Here is a 22,594-nt window from a genome sequence, read left to right on the forward strand (position 1 = left end):
AGGTCCTGAAACAAGTTCGGGATAATAAAAGATGGAAACAAAAAAAGTCGCTTTTTATACACTAGGTTGTAAGCTTAATTTCTCTGAGACTTCTACTATTGCCAGAAGTTTTGGTAATGAGGGCTTCGATCGTGTGGACTTTAATGAGAAAGCCGACATTTATGTTATAAATACATGTTCGGTTACCGAGAATGCTGACAAGCGTTTTAAAACCATCGTAAAACAAGCGCAGAAAGTAAATCCAGATGCCTTTGTTGCAGCCATAGGGTGTTATGCTCAATTAAAACCACAAGAATTAGCAGACGTTGATGGTGTTGACCTGGTGCTTGGTGCAACCGAAAAATTTAAGATTACTGATTACCTAAATGACCTCACAAAGAATGACTTTGGCGAAGTACATAGTTGTGAGATCGAAGATGCTGATTTTTATGTAGGAAGCTACTCTATCGGTGATAGAACCAGAGCTTTTTTGAAAGTACAAGATGGTTGTGATTACAAATGTACCTATTGCACCATTCCTTTGGCTCGTGGGATTTCGCGTAGTGATACCATGGAAAATGTGCTGAAAAATGCTCGAGAGATTTCTGCCCAAGGTATAAAGGAAATTGTATTAACGGGTGTAAATATTGGTGATTATGGAAAGGGTGAATTTGGGAATAAAAAACATGAACACACTTTTTTAGATTTAGTTACTGAACTCGATAAGGTAGAAGGTATTGAACGCTTAAGGATTTCTTCAATTGAACCAAATTTGCTCAAAAATGAAACCATAGAACTCGTTTCAAGATCGAGAGCATTTGTTCCGCATTTTCATGTGCCATTACAAAGCGGTAGCAATGCTATTCTTAAGAAAATGAAACGTCGTTACATGCGCGAATTGTATGTGGATCGCGTTTCAAAAATAAAAGAAGTGATGCCTCATGCCTGTATTGGAGTAGATGTCATTGTTGGGTTTCCTGGAGAAACTGATGAGCATTTCCTCGAAACTTATAATTTCTTAAATGAGTTAGATATTTCGTATTTACATGTGTTCACCTACTCCGAACGTGATAATACGGAGGCCGCAAGTATGGATGGTGTGGTGCCAAAAAATGTGAGGGCAAAACGCAGTAAAATGTTAAGAGGCCTATCTGCTAAAAAGCGAAGAGCATTCTATGAAAGCCAGCTTTCCACTGAGCGCGTCGTCTTATTTGAAGGAGAAAATAAAGAGGGTTATATTCACGGTTTTACAGAAAACTACGTTAAGGTGAAAACCCCTTGGAACCCTGAATTGGTGAATACTCTGCATAAAGTTCAACTTACAAAGATCGATGAAGACGGTTTAGTGCGTTTCGATTTTATAGAAAGTTTAGTTGTTTAAATTAAAAAAGCCCTCCACACTAGTGCTTTGGGCTTTTCATTTTATTTCTTTTTCCTAAAATTATATGCGGATACCAACCGGTAACATACGCTTATATTTTCTGTTGCTTCTAACAAATTTTGCAATTTCTGGACTAGTAGGAACAACGCTTATGTTTCGTTCTTTGATGTCATCAAACACCATGGCTAAAAATTCTTTTTCAAATTCTACTGTTCTTATCGATTCAGGTATTACCAACTTGGTTAAAAAAATCTTTCGTTCTTGAAGGGAATACTCAATAACAGCCATCTCATTCTCAACCTTTAATTCATATTGACGCAGAAAGTCATTATCAATCAATTCAGCAGTTTCAGTCATAATTTTCTTTGTTTTTAAGTTAGCGGTTGGCAAGTAGATACTATATTTTATTATAGTTTTGCAGTGCAAAGGTACAAAAATTCAGTGGAAGTTTTAAGATAGGGTTGTTAAAACGTTAAATTATAACTAATTAAGTATTTAGGCTCTGAATAAATTTTGAAATTTAAAAGCGAAGAAAAAACGAATGACCTCAGAATTGACCCATGTTTATTTAATGCCGGGAATGGCGGCGAATCCAACAATTTTTGAGCACATAAAACTACCTGAAGATCGCTATAAGATTCATTGGTTAGAATGGCAGATTCCAGAAAAAGACGAGTCTTTAGAAGCTTATGCCAAGAAGATGTGCGAATTTATCACTTATGATAACAGTGTACTTTTAGGTGTGTCATTTGGTGGTATGCTTGTTCAAGAGATGAGTAAATACTTAAAGCTGAAAAAACTCTTCGTTGTTTCTAGTGTGAAATCTCATCACGAATTGCCAAAACGCTTGAAATTACTTAAATACACTAAAGCTTATAAAATTTTACCAACACAATTGGTGAGTAATATTGATCTTTTGGCAAAATATGCCTTTGGTGAAACCATAAAAAAGCGTGTTGATCTTTACAAAAAGTACCTTTCTGTTAGTGATAAAGTCTACTTAGATTGGGCTATAAAACAAGTGGTTTGTTGGGATCAGGAAGAACCGCATCCTGAAGCAATTTACATTCATGGAGATAAGGATATTGTCTTTCCACATTCTTGTCAGGGCGACTGCATCGTTCTCAAGGGAGGAACACATATAATGATAATCAATAAGTTCAAGTGGTTTAACGAAAATCTGCCGAAACTAATTGAGGCTTAGGTTTGTATAATTCAATTCTTTTTTTACATTGTACAAAAAATAACGCCATGCAAATCTTAAAAAACATCCTCGCTGGAATAGGATTAGTCTGTATTTCAGGTCTTTTTATCTTCTCAATGCAGAAAGCACCTTCAGACGAAACTATCGGAAAAGAAACACCAATTGTTAACGACTATAACGTATATGCCTTAGAAATGCCTGAAGGTCTAAATTTTGCAGGGGAAGCAGTTCCTGTTGAAAACCCAGATATTTATGAGCGTATGGACCGAGAACTTTTAGTCAATACCTATTGGCAATCTAACGGTTTGTTGATGTTTAAGCGTGCTCAGAAATATTTTCCAATCATAGAGCCTATTTTGAAAAAAAACGAAGTGCCTGATGATTTTAAGTACTTAGCAGTAATTGAAAGTGGACTAACAAATGCGGTTTCACCGGCAGGTGCACGAGGGTTTTGGCAAATAATGAAAACTACTGGTCGCGAAAATGGACTTGAAGTAAATTCTAACGTAGACGAGCGTTATAATCTAGAGATGGCAACTGAAGTGGCTTGTAAGTATCTAAAAAAGGCTAAAAACGAATTGGGAAGTTGGACTCTAGCGGCTGCGGCTTACAATGCTGGTAACGCAGGTATTTCAAGACGTCTAAAAGAGCAAGGTGTGAGCGACTACTACGATTTACTATTAGGTGAGGAAACAGGGAGATATATGTTTAGAATAGTGGCTTTAAAAGAAATTTTAAAAAATCCATCGAAGTATGGTTTCAATTTTAACAAAAGTGATCTCTATAATTTCATTCCAACTTATAAAGTAGAAGTTGATACTGCAGTTACAGATTTCTCACAATTTGCTAAGAAATTTAATATCAATTATAAGATCTTAAAAATTCATAATCCTTGGCTGCGCGAAAGACATCTTAATAATAAATCGCGCAAACTTTACAAGATCGAAATTCCAAAGGAAGGGTATTATAAGTAGTTAATGAGTTAATGAGTTAATGAGTTAATGAGTTAATGAGTTAATGAGATTATGAGTTGATGAGTTGATGAGTTGATGAGATAATGAGTTGATGAGTTGATGAGTTGATGAGATAATGAGTTGATGAGTTAATTAGCGAAATTGCTTAGACAACCAGATTGTTAGACAATTGGATCTTTGGATAGTTAGATTATTAGACCTTTAGATTATTAGACAGTTAGATCTTTAGATTAATTAGATATTTAAAATTGAATGTTTTGTGCTGCGAACTTCACGTGTCACACTAACCACTTCACACTAGTGAATTTACACTCGCAACTTTACACTTGTCACTTTTAACTCACCACTCTAAACTCCCAACTATAAGTTTATCGTCTGCTTCTACGATTTTGTCTTGCAGAGGTAGGCTGACCGTAATGCTGTTTTGGTATTGAAGCTTTTTTCATTTGCTGCTTCATCATTTTGATTTGTTCAGCAAGCATATCGCGCTTATCGAGTTTTTCAGCCTCAGATAATAATTTTTGTGCTTCTTGTTTTCTGCGCTTTGTAAATGCAATTCCAGCTAAATTTAATTTCGCCATGGCCAAATCATGGTCCATCGATAACCCTAAGCTTATCGCTTTCTTGAAATATTTTTCAGCCTCGTTCATATTAGTTTGAGAAACCATAATACCATTTAAATAGTTTAAATAGCCTTGTTGCTTTTTAACCAATGCCGATTCAGGATGTTTAATTTTGTCTAACCATTTTTTTGCACCAACAAAATCTTGCTTACGCAGTCTGAAAAACGCCAACAAGATCATTTCATTTTTAAAATAAAGGAAAATGAAAACTGTTGAAAGCAATAGGTACATTATGCCATTACCAATGTAACCTTCAGTGAATTGGTAGATTCCGAAGGCAATGATTAAGGCAGCTAATACAAGTTTGATATATTTATTGAACATGAATCGTGTTTATTTTTAAGGATGGCAAAGTTAATAAATTTCTAACAAAATAATTTTATTTTGAGGCTTGCTAAAGTAAAAACTTGTTGTATATTTGCACGCAGTTTTGGGAACAGGCTCAAAACATTTAAAAAATAGATTCAAGTTTACTAAAGATATAAGACAATGAGCAAAAGAACGTTTCAACCGTCTAAAAGAAAGAGAAGAAACAAGCACGGTTTCAGAGAAAGAATGGCTTCTGTTAACGGAAGAAAAGTTTTAGCACGTAGAAGAGCTAAAGGAAGAAAGAAATTGTCTGTATCTTCAGAATTAAGACATAAAAAATAATGATTAACAATTGTTAATATTTTAAAGGTGTTACTTAGGTGTAGCACCTTTTTTTTTACTCTATTGATATTTATTTTTGCAAACCAAAAGACAATCTCATGCCAAAAAACAAAAACATTAAATCCATTTTACTTATTGGTTCTGGTCCAATTATTATCGGTCAGGCTTGCGAATTCGATTACTCTGGTTCTCAGGCTTTACGCTCGCTTAGAGAAGACGGTATAGAAACGATTCTTATCAATTCTAACCCGGCAACTATTATGACCGACCCCACTATGGCCGATCATGTTTATCTGTTGCCATTAACTACAAAGTCTATAATTAAAATTTTAAAAGAACATCCTCAAATCGATGCGGTTTTACCAACAATGGGTGGGCAAACAGCCTTGAATCTTTGTATCGAAGCCGACGAGAAAGGAATATGGGAAGATTTTAATGTAGATATTATTGGTGTTAATATCGACGCGATAAATATAACTGAAGACAGGGAACAGTTTAGAGATCTAATGACAAAAATTGGTGTTGGCATGGCACCTCAGGAAACAGCGACATCTTTCTTAAAAGGAAAAGAGATTGCACAGGAATTTGGATTTCCACTTTGTATCAGAGCATCCTTTACCTTGGGTGGAGCAGGAGCCTCAATTGTATATGATGAAGCCGAGTTTGATGAAGCGCTTACTAGAGGTTTAGAGATATCCCCAATCCACGAGGTTATGATCGATAAAGCTATGATGGGCTGGAAAGAGTATGAGCTTGAGCTTTTAAGAGATAAGAACGACAATGTTGTGATTATCTGTACCATTGAAAACATGGACCCGATGGGTATTCATACTGGTGATTCTATAACTGTAGCACCTGCCATGACACTTTCTGATAAAACCTTCCAAAAAATGCGTGATATGGCTATCCATATGATGCGAAGTATTGGTGATTTTGCTGGTGGTTGTAATGTTCAGTTTGCAGTGAGCCCAGATGAGGACGAAGAGATTATCGCTATTGAGATCAATCCAAGGGTTTCGCGTTCTTCAGCTTTAGCAAGTAAAGCTACTGGGTATCCGATTGCAAAGATCGCCGCTAAGTTGGCATTAGGGTATACTCTAGATGAGTTGAGTAATCAAATTACGAAGTCGACTTCAGCTTTATTTGAACCAACCCTAGATTATGTGATTGTGAAAATCCCACGTTGGAATTTCGATAAGTTCGAAGGTTCAGACAGAACTTTAGGCTTGCAAATGAAAGCCGTAGGTGAAGTTATGGGTATTGGCCGTTCATTCCAGGAAGCATTGCACAAAGCCACGCAGTCGTTAGAAATTAAGCGAAACGGATTGGGTGCTGATGGTAAAGGGTATAAAGATTATGATACCATTATTAGCAAACTAAAAAATGCAAGTTGGGATCGTGTGTTCGTCATTTACGATGCCATTCAAATGGGAATTCCATTGAGTCGTATTTATGAGATCACTAAGATCGATATGTGGTTCCTGAAACAATACGAAGAGCTTTTCCAATTAGAAAAAGAAATTTCCACTTATACGATAGATTCTATAGATCGCGAATTATTGCTCGAAGCTAAGCAAAAGGGTTATGGTGATCGACAAATAGCTCATATGCTTCAGTGTTTAGAGAGTGAAGTTTACAACAAGCGTAGAGAATTTAATATAAATCGTGTATACAAATTAGTAGATACTTGTGCTGCTGAGTTTAAAGCGCAGACACCTTATTACTATTCAACCTTTGAAAGTGAAGTTGAAACTGCTGATGGTATAGTTTCAGTGGCTAATGAAAGTGTTGTTACCGATCGTAAAAAAATCATCGTTCTTGGTTCTGGGCCAAATAGAATTGGTCAGGGTATTGAGTTCGATTATTGTTGCGTTCATGGCGTATTAGCTGCATCTGAATGTGGTTATGAAACCATTATGATCAATTGTAATCCTGAAACTGTTTCAACAGATTTTGATATTGCCGACAAATTATATTTTGAACCTGTATTCTGGGAGCATATTTATGATATAATTCAGCATGAAAAACCAGAAGGTGTTATTGTGCAACTTGGTGGGCAGACTGCCTTGAAATTAGCCGAGAAATTAGAACGTTATGGCGTTAAGATCATTGGTACTAATTTCCAATCTTTAGATTTAGCTGAAGATCGTGGTAACTTTTCAACCTTATTAAAAGAAAATAACATTCCTTATCCAGAATTTGATACTGCAGAAACGGCTGACGAAGCTCTAGCAATTGCAGATCGTTTGAATTTCCCAATCTTGGTGAGACCATCCTATGTTCTTGGTGGTCAGGGTATGAAGATTGTTATTAATAAGCAAGAATTAGAGGAGCACGTTGTTGATCTTCTTAGAAAAATACCAAACAACAAGTTACTTCTAGATCATTATTTAGACGGAGCTATAGAAGCCGAAGCTGATGCGATCTGTGATGGAGAAAATGTCTACATCATTGGTATTATGGAGCATATTGAGCCTTGTGGTATTCACTCGGGCGATAGTAATGCGACGTTACCACCATTCAATTTAGGGGAGTTTGTGATGCAACAAATTAAGGATCACACCAAGAAAATTGCTTTGGCACTAAATACGGTAGGACTTATCAATATTCAGTTTGCAATTAAAGATGATATCGTTTATATCATTGAGGCTAACCCTAGAGCATCGCGTACGGTTCCATTCATAGCAAAAGCTTATAAGGAACCTTATGTGAATTACGCAACTAAAGTGATGCTCGGACATAATAAAGTTACCGATTTCGATTTTAAACCGAAATTAGACGGTTATGCTATAAAACAACCCGTATTCTCGTTTAATAAATTCCCTAATGTGAACAAAAAATTAGGTCCAGAAATGAAGAGTACAGGTGAGAGTATCTTGTTTATTGATAGTTTAAAAGAGGACGAGTTCTACGATCTTTATTCGCGTCGTAAGATGTATTTGAGTAAGTAAAATCCGAGTTTTTCGTTTAACGGTAGAGCGAATTCGCTAATAATTATTAACTTAGCTCTAATAATTGTTTATGAAATATTGTTTATGAAAAAAACTTTACTCTTATTTTCCCTGTTGTTTTCTTTCAGTTTACTGTCTGCCCAGGTTACTTTGAACCAAGTAGATGATTTTCAGGATGGTACAACTCAGCAATGGCGTATCGGTGGCGCAGGTAATGCAACGGATGGACCTGTTAATATTCCAAATGGTGGTCCTGCAGGTGCTGGAGATAATTGCCTTCAGTATACGTCTAATGGAAATTCTGGAATGGTGGCGAGTAAAATGGTATTCTTTTCTCAGAACCAACAATGGAGCGGCGATTTTATTAGTGAAGGTGTAGATCAGATCACAATGAATGTGAGAGTACAAACTACAGCATTGAACTTAAGAATTGCGATGCAGGGAGGTGGTACTCAAATTTGTACTACTAATGCTGTCAGCGTTGCCGCTAATGGCTCGTGGACGAGTATTACTATACCAATCAGCCCTTCAGACTTTACTGTAGTTAGTGGTGCCGGTGATGCAACCACTGTGTTGTCGAATGTATTGACGCTAAGAATTTTAAGCAGCACCAATCCAACTTGGCTTGATGCAGATGAAGTTTCGGCAATTATAGAAGTTGATAATATTACAGCACAATCGTCTTTAAGTACACCAGAATTTGAAGCTAACAATGCACAATTCGAAATTAAGCCAAATCCTTCAAAAGACAAGTTAAACATCGTATTACCTACTAATACAGATGTAAAATTAGAAGTTTTTGATGTTCTTGGAAAGCGTGTATACAACGGAACAATTTCTCAGCTTTCATCATCTATTGATGTGACTAACTGGAGAAGCGGTGTATATTTAGTGCGTGTTTCAAATGACTCAGCTACTCAGACCAAACGCTTTATAAAGCAGTAAGAATTTAAAATATATTTGAAAGCGATCTAATTCTAGATCGCTTTTTTTTATGCTTGATTTTCTGGAAGTTCAATTTTTACACGATAACCTTCAAGTTCTTTTAGATAATCTTGAAGTGAAAAATTGGTATTATCAAACTCGGCCTTTCGTTGCAGTTTAGTAGTGATACGCTTTAGGGATTTTAAAAATCGCTTTACTTCGATCTTATCGTTTAAAATAAGACCTGGCACTTCAGCTGGCTGTCCGTTTTCATCTTTGGCCACCATTGTAAAATACGACGAATTACAGTGCTTAATTTCACCTGTTTGAATATGTTCTGCTTCTACACGAATGCCAATAACCATTGATGTGCGACCTACATAATTCACAGAGGCCTTCATGGTTACTAATTCGCCAACTTCAATTGGATTAATAAAATCTACCGTATCTACAGAAGCGGTTACACAATAGGTGCCAGAATGTTTAGATGCACATGCGAATGCTATTTGATCCATTAAATTTAGAATGTATCCACCATGAATTTTGCCACTGAAATTAGAATGCGATGGCAACATTAATTCGGAAATACTAATCCTCGAGGAGTCTATTGTTTTATACATCTGGTTAGAATTTATAAGTCTTCAGACGCGCGTTTAATAATATTTTCAGGAAGCGCTTTTTTGGCCTTTGCACCCATTTTTTTGATCTTTTCAACTCGTGAAATTAAATTCCCCTTTCCTTCAACTAATTTATTCATAGCTGCTGAATAATCATTCTTTGCTGCATCGATCTTTTTACCAACGCCAGTAAGATCAGAAACTAGTCCCTCAAATTTATCATATAAGGCACCAGCTTGTTTAGCAATTTCAATAGCATTTTGTTGTTGCTTTTCATTATTCCACATGGTGTCTATGGTACGTAACGTGGCCAAAAGGGTCGAAGGTGTAACAATCACGATATTTTGTTCAAAAGCCTTGTTATATAAAGAGTTATCCTCATTGATAGCCACAGCAAAAGCGGGTTCAATTGGGATAAACATCAACACAAAATCTGGTGATTCTATATCGTATAAATCCTGATAATTTTTAGCAGAAAGCTGATCTACATGCTTTTTGATAGAGTTCACATGTGCTTTTAAATAAACATCACGTTCATCGTCTTCAGCATGTACCAAGCGCTCATAATCGGTAAGGGAAACCTTTGAATCAATGATCATTTTCTTAGCATCTGGAAGATGTAAAACAACGTCGGGCATAACACGCGAGCCGTCCTCGAGCTGAAAACTTTGCTGAACGAAATATTCTCTATCTTTTTCTAATCCAGATTTTTCGAGTACACGCTCTAATACCAACTCACCCCAATTCCCCTGAGTTTTACTGTCTCCTTTTAAGGCCTTTGTGAGATTGGTGGCTTCTTTAGCCATTTGTTGGTTAAGGTCTTTTAAACCTCGTAATTGTTCTTTTAAGGCTGAATGCATACTAATGCTTTCCTTTTGCGTGTCTTCAACCTTTTTTTCAAAAGTTTTGATCTTCTCTTCGAGTGGATTCAAAATACTCTTGATATTTTCTTTATTCTGAAGCGTGAATTTTTGCGACTTCTCATCCAGGATTTTTGAAGCCATCAATTCAAAATCTTTGCGCAATTGTTCTTGCTGTTTGGCGAGAGCTTCATCGCGCTTTAGATTCTCTTGCTGTAGATTTTCATATTCGGCATTACGTCTTGTTAGTTCGGTATTGAGCAATTCTTTTTCACGACGAATGGCTTCACGTTCACCTTCAATTTTTGAAACACTTTCCTTGAGCTCATTAATCGTATGACCTAACTGACTCTGACGCTCTTTCAGCATACTTTCTTCGCCCTTGTTTTTCAGTTTGGAGAATAACATACCTAAATAAGCACCAATTGCGGCAGAAATTAATATGGCTAATATGAGAATAAGGTTATCGTTCATTAAAATAGAATTGTAAGACTCAAATATACCGTTTTTAACAGTAGAATTAAATCTTATTTATTAACACGGAAACTACCAGTATTGGTGTCAAAGCGAATTAGATCTGAAGGAAACAACGATTCAAAAATTCCTTGAGAAATTAGGTTACAAGGCTGATCAAAATCTACGCGATCGTTATGCATCACAATCATGGTATCGCACAACTGAATGGCTAGATCTATTTCATGTGAAGAAAATAAAATGGTCTTCCCGGTTTCTTTAGTCAACTTTTGAAGCAACTTTAAAATGTAGGCTTTATGATACATGTCGAGATGGGTTGTAGGTTCATCTAGAACAATAATATCAGTGTCTTGTGCCAAGGCTCTAGCCAGCATCACCTTTTGTAATTGTCCATCACTAAGTTCGTAACATCTTTTATCCTTCAGTTCATTGATATTTACAAGTTGAATGGAGTTGCTTATAATATTTTCATCATCTTCATAAAGACTACCAATCCAATTGGTGTAAGGATGTCTTCCCAAAGCCACCAATTCGTGAACAGTAAGGTTTTTAGAACTAATAGGTTCTGTGAGTACAATACTTAATTGCTTAGCTAGTTCTATACTCGAGGTAGATTTCAAGTCTTTCCCATTCAACATTATAGATCCTGAAAGTGCAGGTTGAACCTTAATAAGCGTTCTCAATAATGTAGATTTACCAATGCCGTTTGCACCGACAAGCCCAATTAGTTGACCTTGTTCCAATTCGAAATTGATATTCGACGCCACAACAGTTCGCGCGTTTTTAGCATTATAACCAATGGTAAGCTCTTGGGCAGTTAAAATGATATTTTTAGGATCTTCATTCATTTAAAACATCATTTTACGTTGTCTAACTAATAACCAAATCACCACGGGAGCACCAACCATTGCTGTAATGGCATTAATTGGTAAGGTATAATCACTTCCCGGTAGTTGGGCAATACTGTCGCATACGAGCATTACTATGGCACCAAATAGAAATACAGCTGGCAATAGTACTTTGTGATTAGAGGTCTTGAAAATCTGTCGCGTTAAATGCGGAATCGCAAGACCGATAAATGCAATCGGACCTGCAAATGCAGTTATGGTACCGGCAACGAGGCTTGTTGCCAAAATTATGATCAATCGACTTTGTTTCAGATTTAAACCAAGGCTTTTCGCGTAATTTTCGCCTAATAAAAGGCTATTCAGACCTTTAATAGAAGCAATACTGAGTAACAATCCTACACTATAAATTCCGAAGAAAATTAATAGTTCTTGCCATGACAGATTACTTAAGCTTCCAAATCCCCAGAAAATATATTGCTGTAATTGTTCGGCTGAACTAAAATAGGAGAGTACACTTACTACGGCCGCTGTGATACTGCCAAACATCAATCCAATAATTAATATGGCCATTGTATCTCTCACCTTATTTGAGACGGCCAAAACCGCCAATAATACTAAAAAGCTACCAAGGCTTGCTGCAATAACAATGCTCCATTTAGAGACTAAACTTGTTGCTAAAAACCCACCGAAAAGTCCAGATCCCAAGATAACCAATGCCACGCCAAGACTTGCACCAGAGGTTATGCCGAGAACAAATGGTCCTGCTAACGGGTTTCTGAAAAGTGTTTGCATAAGAAGTCCAGATATCCCTAGTCCAGATCCCACTAAAATAGCGGTAATCGCCTTTGGTAAGCGATAATCTGTAATAATGATCTGCCAAGTATTGTTATCTGCTGAACCAAAAAGACTACTAAATATTCCTTTAATCGGTATGTAAACCGAGCCCAAACTTATATTGACCAGTAAGCAAATCGCTAATATGACAGTCAAAAGAATGAAAGAATATGTGTATGAGGTCTTCAATATAACTTTTGATTTGTAGAATATGGTGACATGAGTTTTGCCAAAGTTAACAATAAAGATGCATCGCTACGCCCAGAAGTTCGTCTAGTTTAATTTTTTAAAGAAGTACGGTGAATAATCGGGTAGAAGTTCAGGGTGACACACTTTGATAATATCTTTTAGAACCAAGTCTGGTCTTGCCGTACCTAATTCATAGTATAAAACGCCGCCCGTTTCTCCTGTAGTGTTTGAAAACGTGTACACTGTTTTATTTTGAAAGGCACTAAAATTAGTATATAGTGAACTTGCACCTTCCAGTTGGTCAAAACTTGAATAATAAGAAGGACTTAACCAAATATCGGCATCCTTAGCTTTATCTAAAACGACTTCAAAGCTTAATGCCAGGCTACCATTTCCGGATGTGTCGCTCCATAAATAATCTACATTGGCGTCTTTCAGAAATTGAGCCTCAGGGCTAGAGCCATTTGGCAAATACCAAACTTCCTTGTGCATGGCGCCACTTAGGATTGTTGGTTTTGATTTGGCTTTTTTAGCAATTTCTTTTGCTAACTGATAATCCTTTTCAATTTGATTGAAAATAGAATCGGCTTCCTTTTCCTTATTGAATAGCACACCAAAAAACTTGATCCATTCGGCTTTAGCTAATGCCGAAGATTCAACCCAGTCACCATTGTAAATCACCGGAATACCAGCTTTTTTTATAGTTTCGAAGGTTTTGTTAACACCATCAACACCAAACCCAATCACCACATCTGGGTTCAATTCAAGTAAGACTTCTGTATTAATCCCTTCGTTTTTACCTAATTCTCTTATTTCTCCCGCATTTATGCGTTTTCGAGTTCTTTCAGAAGAAATATAATTGGTGCCAGGAAAACCAACTAAGGTCTGTTCTACTCCCAAAAGTTCTAAAGCGGGTATATGTGTTGTTGAGGTCACAACAATCTTTTTGATATCGTCACTTAAAATGCCATCATAAGCATCTTTTGGAAATGTCATTTTTGAAAGTTCCTCCATAGAAGCAATCAGATATTTATAACTCTTTGACGCCTCTGGCCAAGGTTTAGAGATCTCCAATATTTTATGTGTATTGGCATCCACCAGATTAAATCCTTGCGCATATTTTAATTCAAGCGTATTGTTTTCAGAGTCTGCAACTACAGTGGTTGTTTCGTTTTTACACGAAACCATGAGGATGATTGCAAAGAGAAATTGATAATATTTCATGGGCACTTAATATATTTTCAAAAGTAAGATTATTTGGAGTTTTAAATAAATCCAATCTAAAAATGACTATTTTAGCCGCGAAATTAGGTTTCATTTCCCAACGGAAATGGATTAAAAGGGAATTTGGTGCAAATCCAGAACTGTTCCCGCAACTGTAAGCTACAAAGCTTGTTGTCACCTTCAATGTCACTGAGTTTAACTTGGGAAGACCGACAACAAGACGCAAGTCAGGAGACCTGCCAATTTCAACAAAGAAGTCAAACTTTCGGGATAAAAGTTAACTCGATTATCGAAATATGTAACTATTTCGACATCGCTGTATGTTCTCTCGAGCAATTAAAAATTAAAATGAACAAAACAAAACTGTTTTGGAGCATACTTTGTATGAGTATGTTTTCAGTCGGATTTGCACAATCTGAGCAAGATTCGATAAAGGTTGAGGCCTTAGATGAAGTATTTTTAACCGATTCGCGTTTCGCCTTAAAAAGAGAAAATTCTGGGAAAGTGATAACTAAGATCACTTCTGAAGACCTAGAAAAATTACAGGGCCAGTCTATTGCAGAAATTTTAGGTAGAACTGTCGGAATTGAGGTCAACGGTGTACGTAGTAATGCCGGACAAAACCTAAGTTATTTTGTGCGTGGTGGGCGTAATCGCCAGGTGCTTATTATGATCGATGGTATTCAGGTGACGGATCCTTCACAAATTGCCAACGACTATGATCTACGACTTTTGAATGCCGATCAGGTTGAATCGATTGAGATTTTGAAAGGTGCTGCAAGTACACTTTATGGAACCGGCGCAGCAACTGCTGTGATTAATATCAAATTGAAGGAGGCCTCGCAGAAAGCTTTTAATTTGAATCTAAGAAGTACTTTAGGGACTAATCAATCCTCTGACGAGAATAATTATGCCATCGAAGATTTTAGAAATAGTGTTTCGGTAAATGGTAGTGTAGGGAATTTCAATTACCTAGCAAGTTTCGGACAACAATTTACAGATGGTTTGTCTGCAATAGATGGTGGTACAGAATCTGACGCCTTCAATAGTTATAACACGAACATTAAACTCGGTTACAAGTTTAGTAATGCCTTTAAGGTTAGTGCTTATGCCAGCTTAGACGATTATAAAGCTGATTTTGATGATAGTTTTGGTAGAATGGACGCGGATAATACTTCATTTTCCAAACAATATAGAATTGGACTTTCGCCCGAATTTAAATACAATAACGGAAGTGTAAGGGTTAATGCGGCATTTAATGATGTAGAGCGTGAAATAGAATCTAGTTTTCCTTCAATGTTTAATGCACAGAGCGTTATCATTGATGCCTTTAACCGTTATAATTTTAATGATAAGTTTTACACAGTGATAGGGATTAACTATCAGGATAACCAAATGGAGAGTTTTAATATTCCGTTCGGAGAAACTGACTTTAGCCAAGCTATTGATCCTGAAACTGCCCAATTCACTATTACAGATCCCTATGCCAATGTGGTTTATATCTCTGATTTTGGATTAAACGTCAACGCTGGTTTACGTTTGAATAACCACAGTGAGTATGGTAGCCACCTTGTTTATAATCTGAACCCTTCTTACAAGTTTGATGTTGATTTTGGTTATGTAAAAGCCTTAACTAGTTATAGCACGGCCTTTATTACACCATCATTATTTCAATTATTCGAACCTAGTTTTGGTAACGCGGATTTAGAGCCAGAAGAAAATCAGACCATTGAAGTAGGCGCGGAAGTTGCCATAACTGGGAAAGCCACCTTTAGTTTGGTTTATTATAATAGAAATGAAGACAATTTTATTGATTTTGTTGATACAGGAAATTTTGTTTTTCAGTATCAAAATATCGACGAATCCTTTACTGCTAGTGGATTGGAGTTTGTTGTACAAGCGCAACTTCTTGACGATCTAGATCTTAATATGAATGCCACATATACAAATTTAGACGAGGATTTAAGTTTAAGAATTCCTGAAATAAAAGTGAATGCAAGATTGGATTATGCCTTATGCGAAACCACGCAATTTAGCTTGTCTTATCAATATAATGATGAGCGTGAGGATCTTGTATTTAACACTGATACTTTCGAAAATGAGGCTGTAACATTAGATGCCTTTGGGTTATTAGATTTTTATGTAAGTCATAAGATCCTAAAAGGTAAAATGACGGTTTTTGCCAATGTTACTAATATATTCAATGAGGATTATCAGGAGCTATTTGGTTTTTCAACACGAGGAAGAGGTGCTAGTTTAGGGTTTAATTTAAATCTCTAATGTGTTCGATTGCCATAAAAAAAGCCGCTATAAAGCGGCTTTTTTATTTAATCTATATACATGTCTTGTCCGAGTATAGAAGGCTTCGTTTTAATGAGATCTAAATTGTAAATCTCAGGTTGAAAAAAGCGTCCTAATCCCTGAATATCAGCAAGTGCAGCTGCCAATAAAGGTTCATTAATATCACCTAAAGTTCCTAAGGTGTTAGGGCGTTCACTTACAGAAATATCTGGAGAAATCCCGTTTGCTGGGACTAATTCGTCGTTAACGTTTGTTGAATTCGCAATTAGAGGTTGCATCGCATAGGTATGATTAGGATTAACGTCTTCAAAAGATAAAGTCGCCGAATCATATATGGTTACTGAGGCCTGAGTTTTTCCAACAGTATTTTCGCCGATGACCACAACATCGATGTATGATCCTAGACTATTAATTACCAATTCGCTTGCAGAGGCTGTCCTTAGGTTAGTAGTCAATACATAGACCTTAGAAAGGCCTAAACTATTGATACCTCCGATACCATCAATTGTATTGGTAAAAAGGAAGTCTCTGTTTAGATCCTGTAGATTTTCATTATAAAACAACTTTGAATACACCTGCGCATTGAATTGTCCGGTGACCATGCTACCCAAGTATGCTGCCGTCTGAATAGCACCACCTCCGTTATATCTAAAGTCGAGTACTAACTCGTCTACGCCATCAGCTAAAAATCCCGCAAATGCATCATTTAATGCGCCATCGAAACTGCTATTAAAACCGTTATAGACCAAATACCCAACTTTAGTATCGTCGGCTAGCGTAATGGTTTGGGCGATATGCACAGGGTTTTCTGTATACTGAACCTTGCTTAAGGTTTCGCTTTCACCATTAAGAGTCACTGTGTCGTCAGTATTGTCTTCTGGTGTACCATTATCGTCGTAATCAGCAAAATTTAAAGTATAGTTATCTTGCTCAAATAACAAACTTCTAAAGTTCGACTCGGTTAAATTTGTACCGTTAACTGCCCTAAAAATTTGACCACGCTGAAGGCCTAAATTGTCAGCTACGCTATTGTTTAAAACCAGAGTTATTGCACCGTACACTTCGGTTGTACTTCCGGGTAGGAAATAAAGGTTGAACTCTAATCCGTTGCTTATACTTGTTCCTTGCTGTGCATTTTGAAGGTCGAAATAATTATCAAATATTCGGCTGAATCGATCAACTGTATTTGGTAAATAAAGTAAGGATTCAAAAATAGCTTCAGGCGAATTGAAGCTATTAAGGTAATTTGAATAAGCTTCATTTGTGGCGAATCTATCATCCGCCAAATCGGGGATTTCAGACTTATATAAATATACTGCATTCATACCTTTCCATACAAAGTCATTAATTTCTGAAGAGGCGATGAGGTTATCATCGAGATCTTCAAAACAACCTGTAAGTGATATGCCCACAATACATGTAAATATCAGAATTTTTAGCTTTTTCATAGTTTCAATTTTCTTAATAAATAACAATCTTTTACTTCTGTCTGTAAAACTCTAAATTTACTTACATTATTATAAATAAAAAAACTTTGTAACAAAATGTAATGTACATCGTCGTAACTATGAAAGCGCATAAAAAGCGTTTTTATTAACCCTGAGCAAGTCGAAGGGACCACCAATCAAACAAGTAATGAAGCAGGCAGATTTTGTAAGCTTAGTAATGCCATTTAAAGATAAAGTATTTCGGTTAGCCAAACGATTATTGGTTTCCCGTGAGGAGGCTGAAGATGCCACTCAAGAAATACTATTGAAATTGTGGAATAATAAAGAGAAGATCAGCGAATACAAAAATGTAGAAGCATTCTCGATGACTATGACTAAGAATTTTTGTTTAGACAGATTAAAATCAAAACAAGCCCAAAACCTGAAAATCGTTCATAGTAATTACACAGATAACAATGCGTCATTACAAAAACAGGTAGAAGCAAGGGATAGCATGGGATGGGTTGCAAGGATCATGGAAGAGCTACCCGAACAACAAAAGATAATAGTACAGTTGAGAGATATAGAACAATACGACTACGCAGAGATAGCTAAAATGCTAGATATGAATGAAACAGCGATTCGTGTTAACTTATCGAGAGCTAGAAAAACAATAAGAGAAAAATTGACTAATACACATAGTTATGGTATTAAATAGTATAGAAAAATTATTAGAAAAGTATAACAGTGCAGAGACTACACTGAAAGAAGAAGAGCAGTTAAGAGCTTATTTCGAAAGTGATAATGTAGCACCGCACTTAGAGCATTACAGACCTTTGTTCCAGTACTTTTCAATAGCACAACAAGAGCAGTATACCAAGGACGTTCCATTAAAACCTAAGAGAACATTAATGTATCAATGGATTTCTGTCGCAGCAGTTACAGTTCTAATGCTTGGTTTCGCAGTTCCACAATTTTTCGGTCCAACAGCCGAAGAAAAGAGGCAACAAGAAGAAGCCTTATTAGTTTACAATCAAACTATGGAAGCTTTTAAGTTGGTTTCGTTAGGAATGAACGAAGGAAAGCAACAGCTTAATTCTCTGGCAATGGTTTCAGATAATTTAAATCAAGGAATCGAAGAGGCGAGTAGATTAAGTGAATTTTCAAAAACAACAAACAAAATTTTTAAAAACAAGTAACAAACAAACAAACAAAAATTAAGAAATCATGAAAAAAGTTATTGCAATAATCGCGCTTATCGTTGCACCAATGGTGTCAGGAGCACAGAGCATTTTTGATAAATACGAAGATATGCCAGAGGTTGCATCGGTTATCGTTAATCAGAAAATGTTCAGTATGATCGCAAGTATCGATGTTGATATGGACGATCCTGAAGCTCAGGAATATATGGACATGGTGAAGAAAATCACAGGTCTTAAAGTTTTTACTACTGGTGATGAGAAAGTATCAGCAGATATGAAGGCTACCGTAAACAAATATTTAAAATCTTCTGAATTAGAAGAATTAATGCGTATTAAAGACGGAAATCAAACAGTTAAGTTTTACGTTAAAGAAGGTAAAGATGAAAATCATGTGAAAGAACTTTTAATGTTCGTTACCGGATTGAAAGAAATTATGGACGGCGATATCGAGATCAACGGTAAAAAGCGTGAAATCGAAACGGTTCTTTTAAGCTTAACAGGTGATATTGATCTAAGACAAGTATCGAAGATCACCAACCAAATGGATATTCCAGGAGGTGACCAGTTAAAGAAAGCTGGCGACAAGAAAAACTAATATTTATCGTAGGATGACACAATCAATCAAAAAATTATCAGTAATCAGTTTCTTGGTTGCAACTTTAGTGAGTTGCAACCAAGGTCCTACTTTACAAACCTATTTCGTTGACAACGAGCTTAAACCAGGCTATTCGCAAATTGATGCACCAGCCAGTATCCTCAATATGGAACAGGTTGAAATGACCGATGACCAGCGAGAAGCGTATAAATCTGTGGATAAGCTGAATATATTAGTTTATACACCTACAGATTCTTTGGAAGGCATAAGCACAGAAATCGAAAAAGTCAATAAAATACTGAAGGACCCAAAATATGAAGAACTCATTAGAGGTAGCACAGTTGATGGTAAATTTAGTGTCAAATATATCGGTGAGGTTGATAATGTAGATGAGGTTATTCTATTCGGAAGTTCTGAAGATAAAGGGTTTGTAATTGCTCGGTTATTAGGAGATAACATGAATGCCGGAAAGATCTATTCCTTACGAAATGTATTGGAAAACGCTAAGTTCGATGATTCTAACCTTAACGGGCTAACCGACTTTTTTAAATAAACTGACAATTATTTAAATGTTAATGTAAATCGTCTTGAGGAAGTTCTTCAGGACGATTTTTTTTGGCTTCATTTTGAAAAGCATATGAGATAGCTATAACGATCAAAATTCCGAAGCTACCAAAAAGTAATACCTTAACGATAAAGTAATCGAGTATTTGCATTAATCCTGAAATGAAAAAACCAATGCTCAACACAGCCACTGTGATTAGCGCCAAAGAATTCTTATTTAGGGGTAATAATTTCATATCCCAGTGTAATTACTTGGAGAAATTGCTTTTAATTCAGATTTGATGACATCTGAAACCTCTAAGGTATCAATAAAATCCGAAATAGAACCTTTAGTAATAGCTTCATTGGTTCTTGTAAGTCCTTTTAAAGCTTCATAAGGATTTGGATAGCCTTCACGTCTTAGAATGGTTTGAATGGCCTCTGCAACCACTGCCCAGTTTTGTTCTAGATCTTGTTCAAACTTAGCATTGTTCAGCAGTAATTTCCCTAAACCTTTAAGTGTTGATTTAAAACCTATGATTGTATGACTAAAAGGCACGCCTACATTGCGCAATACGGTGCTGTCTGTTAAATCGCGCTGTAATCTCGAAATGGGTAATTTCGCTGCTAAATGTTCAAAAATAGCATTCGCCATTCCTAAATTTCCTTCACTGTTTTCAAAATCAATAGGGTTTACTTTATGCGGCATAGCAGAACTTCCAACTTCTCCTTTTTTTATTTTCTGTTTGAAATAATCCATCGACACGTAAGTCCAGATGTCTCTATCCAAATCAATGACTATGGTATTAATGCGTTTTAAGGCATCAAACAAGGCAGCCATATGGTCGTAATGTTCTATTTGAGTTGTTGGAAATGAATGTTGAAGGCCTAATTTTTCTTGTACAAATGAGGTTCCGAAGGCTTTCCAATCAATAGAAGGATACGCAACTTTATGCGCATTAAAGTTTCCGGTTGCACCTCCAAATTTAGCAGCACTAGGCACATCATTCAAGAGGTTGAATTGCTCCTTTAAACGTACCACAAATACCTCAATTTCCTTTCCTAATCGTGTTGGTGATGCAGGCTGACCGTGGGTTCTCGCGAGCATTGGGATAGCTGCCCATTCTTTGGCCAATTCTTCGATCTTATTAAGCAAAGTTAAATATTCAGGCACATAAACATCGTTCATCGCTTCCTTAATACTTAGAGGAATAGCCGTATTGTTAATGTCTTGAGACGTCAACCCGAAGTGAATAAATTCTTTATAGTCCGATAAACCAAGTGCGTCGAATTTCTCCTTTATGAAGTACTCTACAGCTTTAACATCGTGGTTGGTTACTTTTTCGATCTCCTTAATGGCGGATGCGTCTAGAGGCGTAAAATTCTTGTAAATGGCTCTTAGGTCATCAAAAATAGCTGCGGGAACAGATTCTAATTGTGGCAACGGAATTTCACAAAGTCCAATGAAATATTCGATCTCCACTAAAACGCGGTATTTGATCAGAGCTTCTTCAGAAAAATAATTGCCTAATGCTTCTACTTTAGACCGATACCGACCATCGATGGGTGAAATTGCGCTAAGAGCTGAAAGTGCCATTTACTTGGAAATTTAGAAGCATCAAAGATAGCAAAGTAAGTTTGAAGAATGAAGTAAGACCTTAGAAGTTTTCAACCTTTAATGAACCATAAATTTAGCCTCTAATTTGGCTTTATTTTTTTAAGTATATGACGTGCACGTGCCTTAAAACCTGAACTTTGCATCTGAAAGTCGCGCTCTAAGATCATTGCGAGCTCAGGATGTATCCAATCGTAATCCTTTCCTAATAGAAATAAAGAATTCATAGCATAGGCCTTAGGTGCGATTTTCTCGTCGTTGATCATCCAATCAAAACAAGCCTCTACAATTTTTTCTTTATGTGTTTCTGTTAATGCAGATTTAATAGGATTATCGTCTTTCGAATAATAGGCTTTAATAAGATATTCGCAAATTTTGGCAACTGGCCTTACGGCAGGATCGAGATGTACTTTTGAAACATTTTGAGTAAAAATATCGAGATATGGAATGATGGCTTCAAGTTTTTCACCGCACATAAACTCAAAAACCCAAGCGGCTCTACAAGAGATCTTATCGTCTACTTCAAACAGAATTTCTAGAAGTGGATTTGTCAATTCAGGCTTATCGATAACCAAATTTGCATAGTACAAACGTTTCTCACGAGAGTGATTAACATAATTTAATTCTTGATAAAGTTGGTCTTTTGTCAAAACGTTTCTTATTTTTAACGCTTCTAAATTAGTTAAAAAACGATGATAAAAAAACTCCTTAAGAATCTTGGTCTCGCTATCTTAATTGTATTCATTATAGCTCAATTTTTTGGACCTGAAAAGAACGATGGTGATATTGCTTCAGTTGAAGCCTTTCTTGAAGATACCAATCCACCTGAAGACGTAAAAATGATCTTAAAAACTGCATGTTTCGACTGCCATAGTGATCACACACGTTATCCTTGGTACAATAATATCACGCCTGTAAATTATTGGTTGGCTGATCATATAAGACATGGTAAGGGCGATTTTAACGTTTCGAAATGGAATGACTATTCAGATAAGAAAAAGGATCATAAACTCGAAGAACTAGCCGAAGAAGTAGAAGAAGGACACATGCCTCTTCCTAGTTATACTTGGACTCACAGTGACGCTAAGTTATCCGAAGAGCAAATCGAAGCTGTTGAGGCTTGGGTTAAAACAGCCCGTTTAAAGTATGCCTTTTTAAAGGAAGCCGAGTAGTATTTA

The 22,594-nt window shown here is 36.3% G+C and carries 23 protein-coding genes and 1 riboswitch; of the genes, 12 read left to right on the plus strand and 11 right to left on the minus strand.

Going from position 1 to position 22,594, the window contains the following annotated elements:
* Positions 1-31: 31 nt before the first annotated feature.
* Positions 32-1,360: a tRNA (N(6)-L-threonylcarbamoyladenosine(37)-C(2))-methylthiotransferase MtaB gene (gene mtaB / locus DDY94_RS09875; RefSeq protein ID WP_111683938.1), complete on the plus strand. Its 1,329-nt coding sequence runs from the start codon at positions 32-34 to the stop codon at positions 1,358-1,360.
* A gap of 60 nt (positions 1,361-1,420) precedes the next feature.
* On the opposite strand, the gene DDY94_RS09880 is transcribed toward mtaB, so the two are convergent.
* Positions 1,421-1,717, minus strand: coding sequence for an N-acetyltransferase (locus tag DDY94_RS09880; RefSeq protein WP_111684027.1), 297 nt, complete (start codon positions 1,715-1,717; stop codon positions 1,421-1,423).
* A gap of 184 nt (positions 1,718-1,901) precedes the next feature.
* On the opposite strand from DDY94_RS09880, the gene DDY94_RS09885 reads away from it, so the two are divergent.
* Both DDY94_RS09885 and DDY94_RS09890 read left to right on the plus strand, forming a co-directional pair.
* Positions 1,902-2,564, plus strand: coding sequence for an alpha/beta hydrolase (locus tag DDY94_RS09885; protein ID WP_111683939.1), 663 nt, complete (start codon positions 1,902-1,904; stop codon positions 2,562-2,564).
* 47 nt (positions 2,565-2,611) lie between these two features.
* Positions 2,612-3,538 (plus strand): lytic transglycosylase domain-containing protein, encoded by a 927-nt coding sequence (locus DDY94_RS09890; RefSeq protein WP_111683940.1) that lies wholly within the window; start codon positions 2,612-2,614, stop codon positions 3,536-3,538.
* A gap of 368 nt (positions 3,539-3,906) precedes the next feature.
* On the opposite strand, the gene DDY94_RS09895 is transcribed toward DDY94_RS09890, so the two are convergent.
* Positions 3,907-4,485, minus strand: a complete 579-nt coding sequence (locus DDY94_RS09895) for a tetratricopeptide repeat protein (protein ID WP_111683941.1) — start codon at positions 4,483-4,485, stop codon at positions 3,907-3,909.
* 165 nt (positions 4,486-4,650) lie between these two features.
* On the opposite strand from DDY94_RS09895, the gene rpmH reads away from it, so the two are divergent.
* The 3 genes from rpmH to DDY94_RS09910 all read left to right on the plus strand — a co-directional run bounded on the left by rpmH (position 4,651) and on the right by DDY94_RS09910 (position 8,708).
* Positions 4,651-4,812, plus strand: coding sequence for a 50S ribosomal protein L34 (gene rpmH / locus DDY94_RS09900; protein WP_111683942.1), 162 nt, complete (start codon positions 4,651-4,653; stop codon positions 4,810-4,812).
* Positions 4,813-4,910: 98 nt separating this feature from the next.
* Entirely contained in the window at positions 4,911-7,763 is a 2,853-nt protein-coding gene (gene carB / locus DDY94_RS09905) for a carbamoyl-phosphate synthase large subunit (protein ID WP_111683943.1), read from the plus strand.
* Positions 7,764-7,847: 84 nt separating this feature from the next.
* A complete protein-coding gene (locus tag DDY94_RS09910; protein ID WP_111683944.1) occupies positions 7,848-8,708 on the plus strand; it encodes a T9SS type A sorting domain-containing protein in 861 nt (286 codons plus the stop codon).
* A gap of 47 nt (positions 8,709-8,755) precedes the next feature.
* Here DDY94_RS09910 and DDY94_RS09915 read toward each other — a convergent pair whose 3' ends face one another.
* The 5 genes from DDY94_RS09915 to DDY94_RS09935 form a co-directional block, all read right to left on the minus strand.
* Positions 8,756-9,307, minus strand: a complete 552-nt coding sequence (locus DDY94_RS09915) for an acyl-CoA thioesterase (RefSeq protein ID WP_111683945.1) — start codon at positions 9,305-9,307, stop codon at positions 8,756-8,758.
* 11 nt (positions 9,308-9,318) lie between these two features.
* The gene (locus DDY94_RS09920) at positions 9,319-10,638 is read right to left on the minus strand and encodes a DNA recombination protein RmuC (protein WP_111683946.1); all 1,320 of its coding nucleotides are present in this window, start codon (positions 10,636-10,638) and stop codon (positions 9,319-9,321) included.
* Positions 10,639-10,691: 53 nt separating this feature from the next.
* Positions 10,692-11,486, minus strand: a complete 795-nt coding sequence (locus tag DDY94_RS09925; protein ID WP_111683947.1) for an ABC transporter ATP-binding protein — start codon at positions 11,484-11,486, stop codon at positions 10,692-10,694.
* Positions 11,487-12,509: a FecCD family ABC transporter permease gene (locus tag DDY94_RS09930; RefSeq protein ID WP_394347026.1), complete on the minus strand. Its 1,023-nt coding sequence runs from the start codon at positions 12,507-12,509 to the stop codon at positions 11,487-11,489.
* An 84-nt stretch (positions 12,510-12,593) separates the two neighbouring features.
* Positions 12,594-13,733 (minus strand): ABC transporter substrate-binding protein, encoded by a 1,140-nt coding sequence (locus tag DDY94_RS09935; protein ID WP_111683949.1) that lies wholly within the window; start codon positions 13,731-13,733, stop codon positions 12,594-12,596.
* 68 nt (positions 13,734-13,801) lie between these two features.
* Positions 13,802-13,991, plus strand: a riboswitch (cobalamin riboswitch).
* Between the two features lie 90 nt (positions 13,992-14,081).
* Between DDY94_RS09935 and DDY94_RS09940 the strand changes: the two genes are divergently transcribed.
* Positions 14,082-16,013 (plus strand): TonB-dependent receptor plug domain-containing protein, encoded by a 1,932-nt coding sequence (locus DDY94_RS09940; protein ID WP_111684028.1) that lies wholly within the window; start codon positions 14,082-14,084, stop codon positions 16,011-16,013.
* Between the two features lie 47 nt (positions 16,014-16,060).
* Here the strand turns inward: DDY94_RS09940 and DDY94_RS09945 are convergent, their stop codons facing one another.
* Positions 16,061-17,482 (minus strand): S41 family peptidase, encoded by a 1,422-nt coding sequence (locus DDY94_RS09945; RefSeq protein ID WP_111684029.1) that lies wholly within the window; start codon positions 17,480-17,482, stop codon positions 16,061-16,063.
* A 187-nt stretch (positions 17,483-17,669) separates the two neighbouring features.
* On the opposite strand from DDY94_RS09945, the gene DDY94_RS09950 reads away from it, so the two are divergent.
* The 4 genes from DDY94_RS09950 to DDY94_RS09965 are packed head-to-tail and all read left to right on the plus strand — an operon-like array spanning position 17,670 to position 19,811.
* Positions 17,670-18,179, plus strand: coding sequence for an RNA polymerase sigma factor (locus DDY94_RS09950; RefSeq protein ID WP_111683950.1), 510 nt, complete (start codon positions 17,670-17,672; stop codon positions 18,177-18,179).
* A complete protein-coding gene (locus DDY94_RS09955; protein WP_111683951.1) occupies positions 18,166-18,660 on the plus strand; it encodes a hypothetical protein in 495 nt (164 codons plus the stop codon). Before DDY94_RS09950 ends, DDY94_RS09955 begins: the two co-directional genes overlap by 14 nt.
* 28 nt (positions 18,661-18,688) lie before the next feature.
* Entirely contained in the window at positions 18,689-19,258 is a 570-nt protein-coding gene (locus tag DDY94_RS09960) for a DUF4252 domain-containing protein (RefSeq protein ID WP_111683952.1), read from the plus strand.
* A 13-nt stretch (positions 19,259-19,271) separates the two neighbouring features.
* A complete protein-coding gene (locus DDY94_RS09965; RefSeq protein WP_111683953.1) occupies positions 19,272-19,811 on the plus strand; it encodes a DUF4252 domain-containing protein in 540 nt (179 codons plus the stop codon).
* A 19-nt stretch (positions 19,812-19,830) separates the two neighbouring features.
* Here the strand turns inward: DDY94_RS09965 and DDY94_RS09970 are convergent, their stop codons facing one another.
* The 3 genes from DDY94_RS09970 to DDY94_RS09980 form a co-directional block, all read right to left on the minus strand.
* Positions 19,831-20,058 carry a hypothetical protein gene (locus tag DDY94_RS09970; RefSeq protein ID WP_111683954.1) on the minus strand — a complete coding sequence of 76 codons (228 nt, stop codon included), beginning with the start codon at positions 20,056-20,058 and terminating at the stop codon, positions 19,831-19,833.
* A complete protein-coding gene (gene purB, locus DDY94_RS09975) occupies positions 20,055-21,398 on the minus strand; it encodes an adenylosuccinate lyase (protein WP_111683955.1) in 1,344 nt (447 codons plus the stop codon). Before purB ends, DDY94_RS09970 begins: the two co-directional genes overlap by 4 nt.
* 101 nt (positions 21,399-21,499) lie before the next feature.
* Positions 21,500-22,066, minus strand: coding sequence for an adenylosuccinate lyase (locus DDY94_RS09980; RefSeq protein WP_111683956.1), 567 nt, complete (start codon positions 22,064-22,066; stop codon positions 21,500-21,502).
* 42 nt (positions 22,067-22,108) lie between these two features.
* On the opposite strand from DDY94_RS09980, the gene DDY94_RS09985 reads away from it, so the two are divergent.
* Positions 22,109-22,588, plus strand: a complete 480-nt coding sequence (locus DDY94_RS09985) for a heme-binding domain-containing protein (RefSeq protein WP_111683957.1) — start codon at positions 22,109-22,111, stop codon at positions 22,586-22,588.
* Positions 22,589-22,594 lie beyond the last annotated feature (6 nt).

Origin of the sequence: Winogradskyella tangerina, from assembly GCF_003260205.1 — a bacterium.
Taxonomy (GTDB): Bacteria; Bacteroidota; Bacteroidia; order Flavobacteriales; family Flavobacteriaceae; genus Winogradskyella; species Winogradskyella tangerina.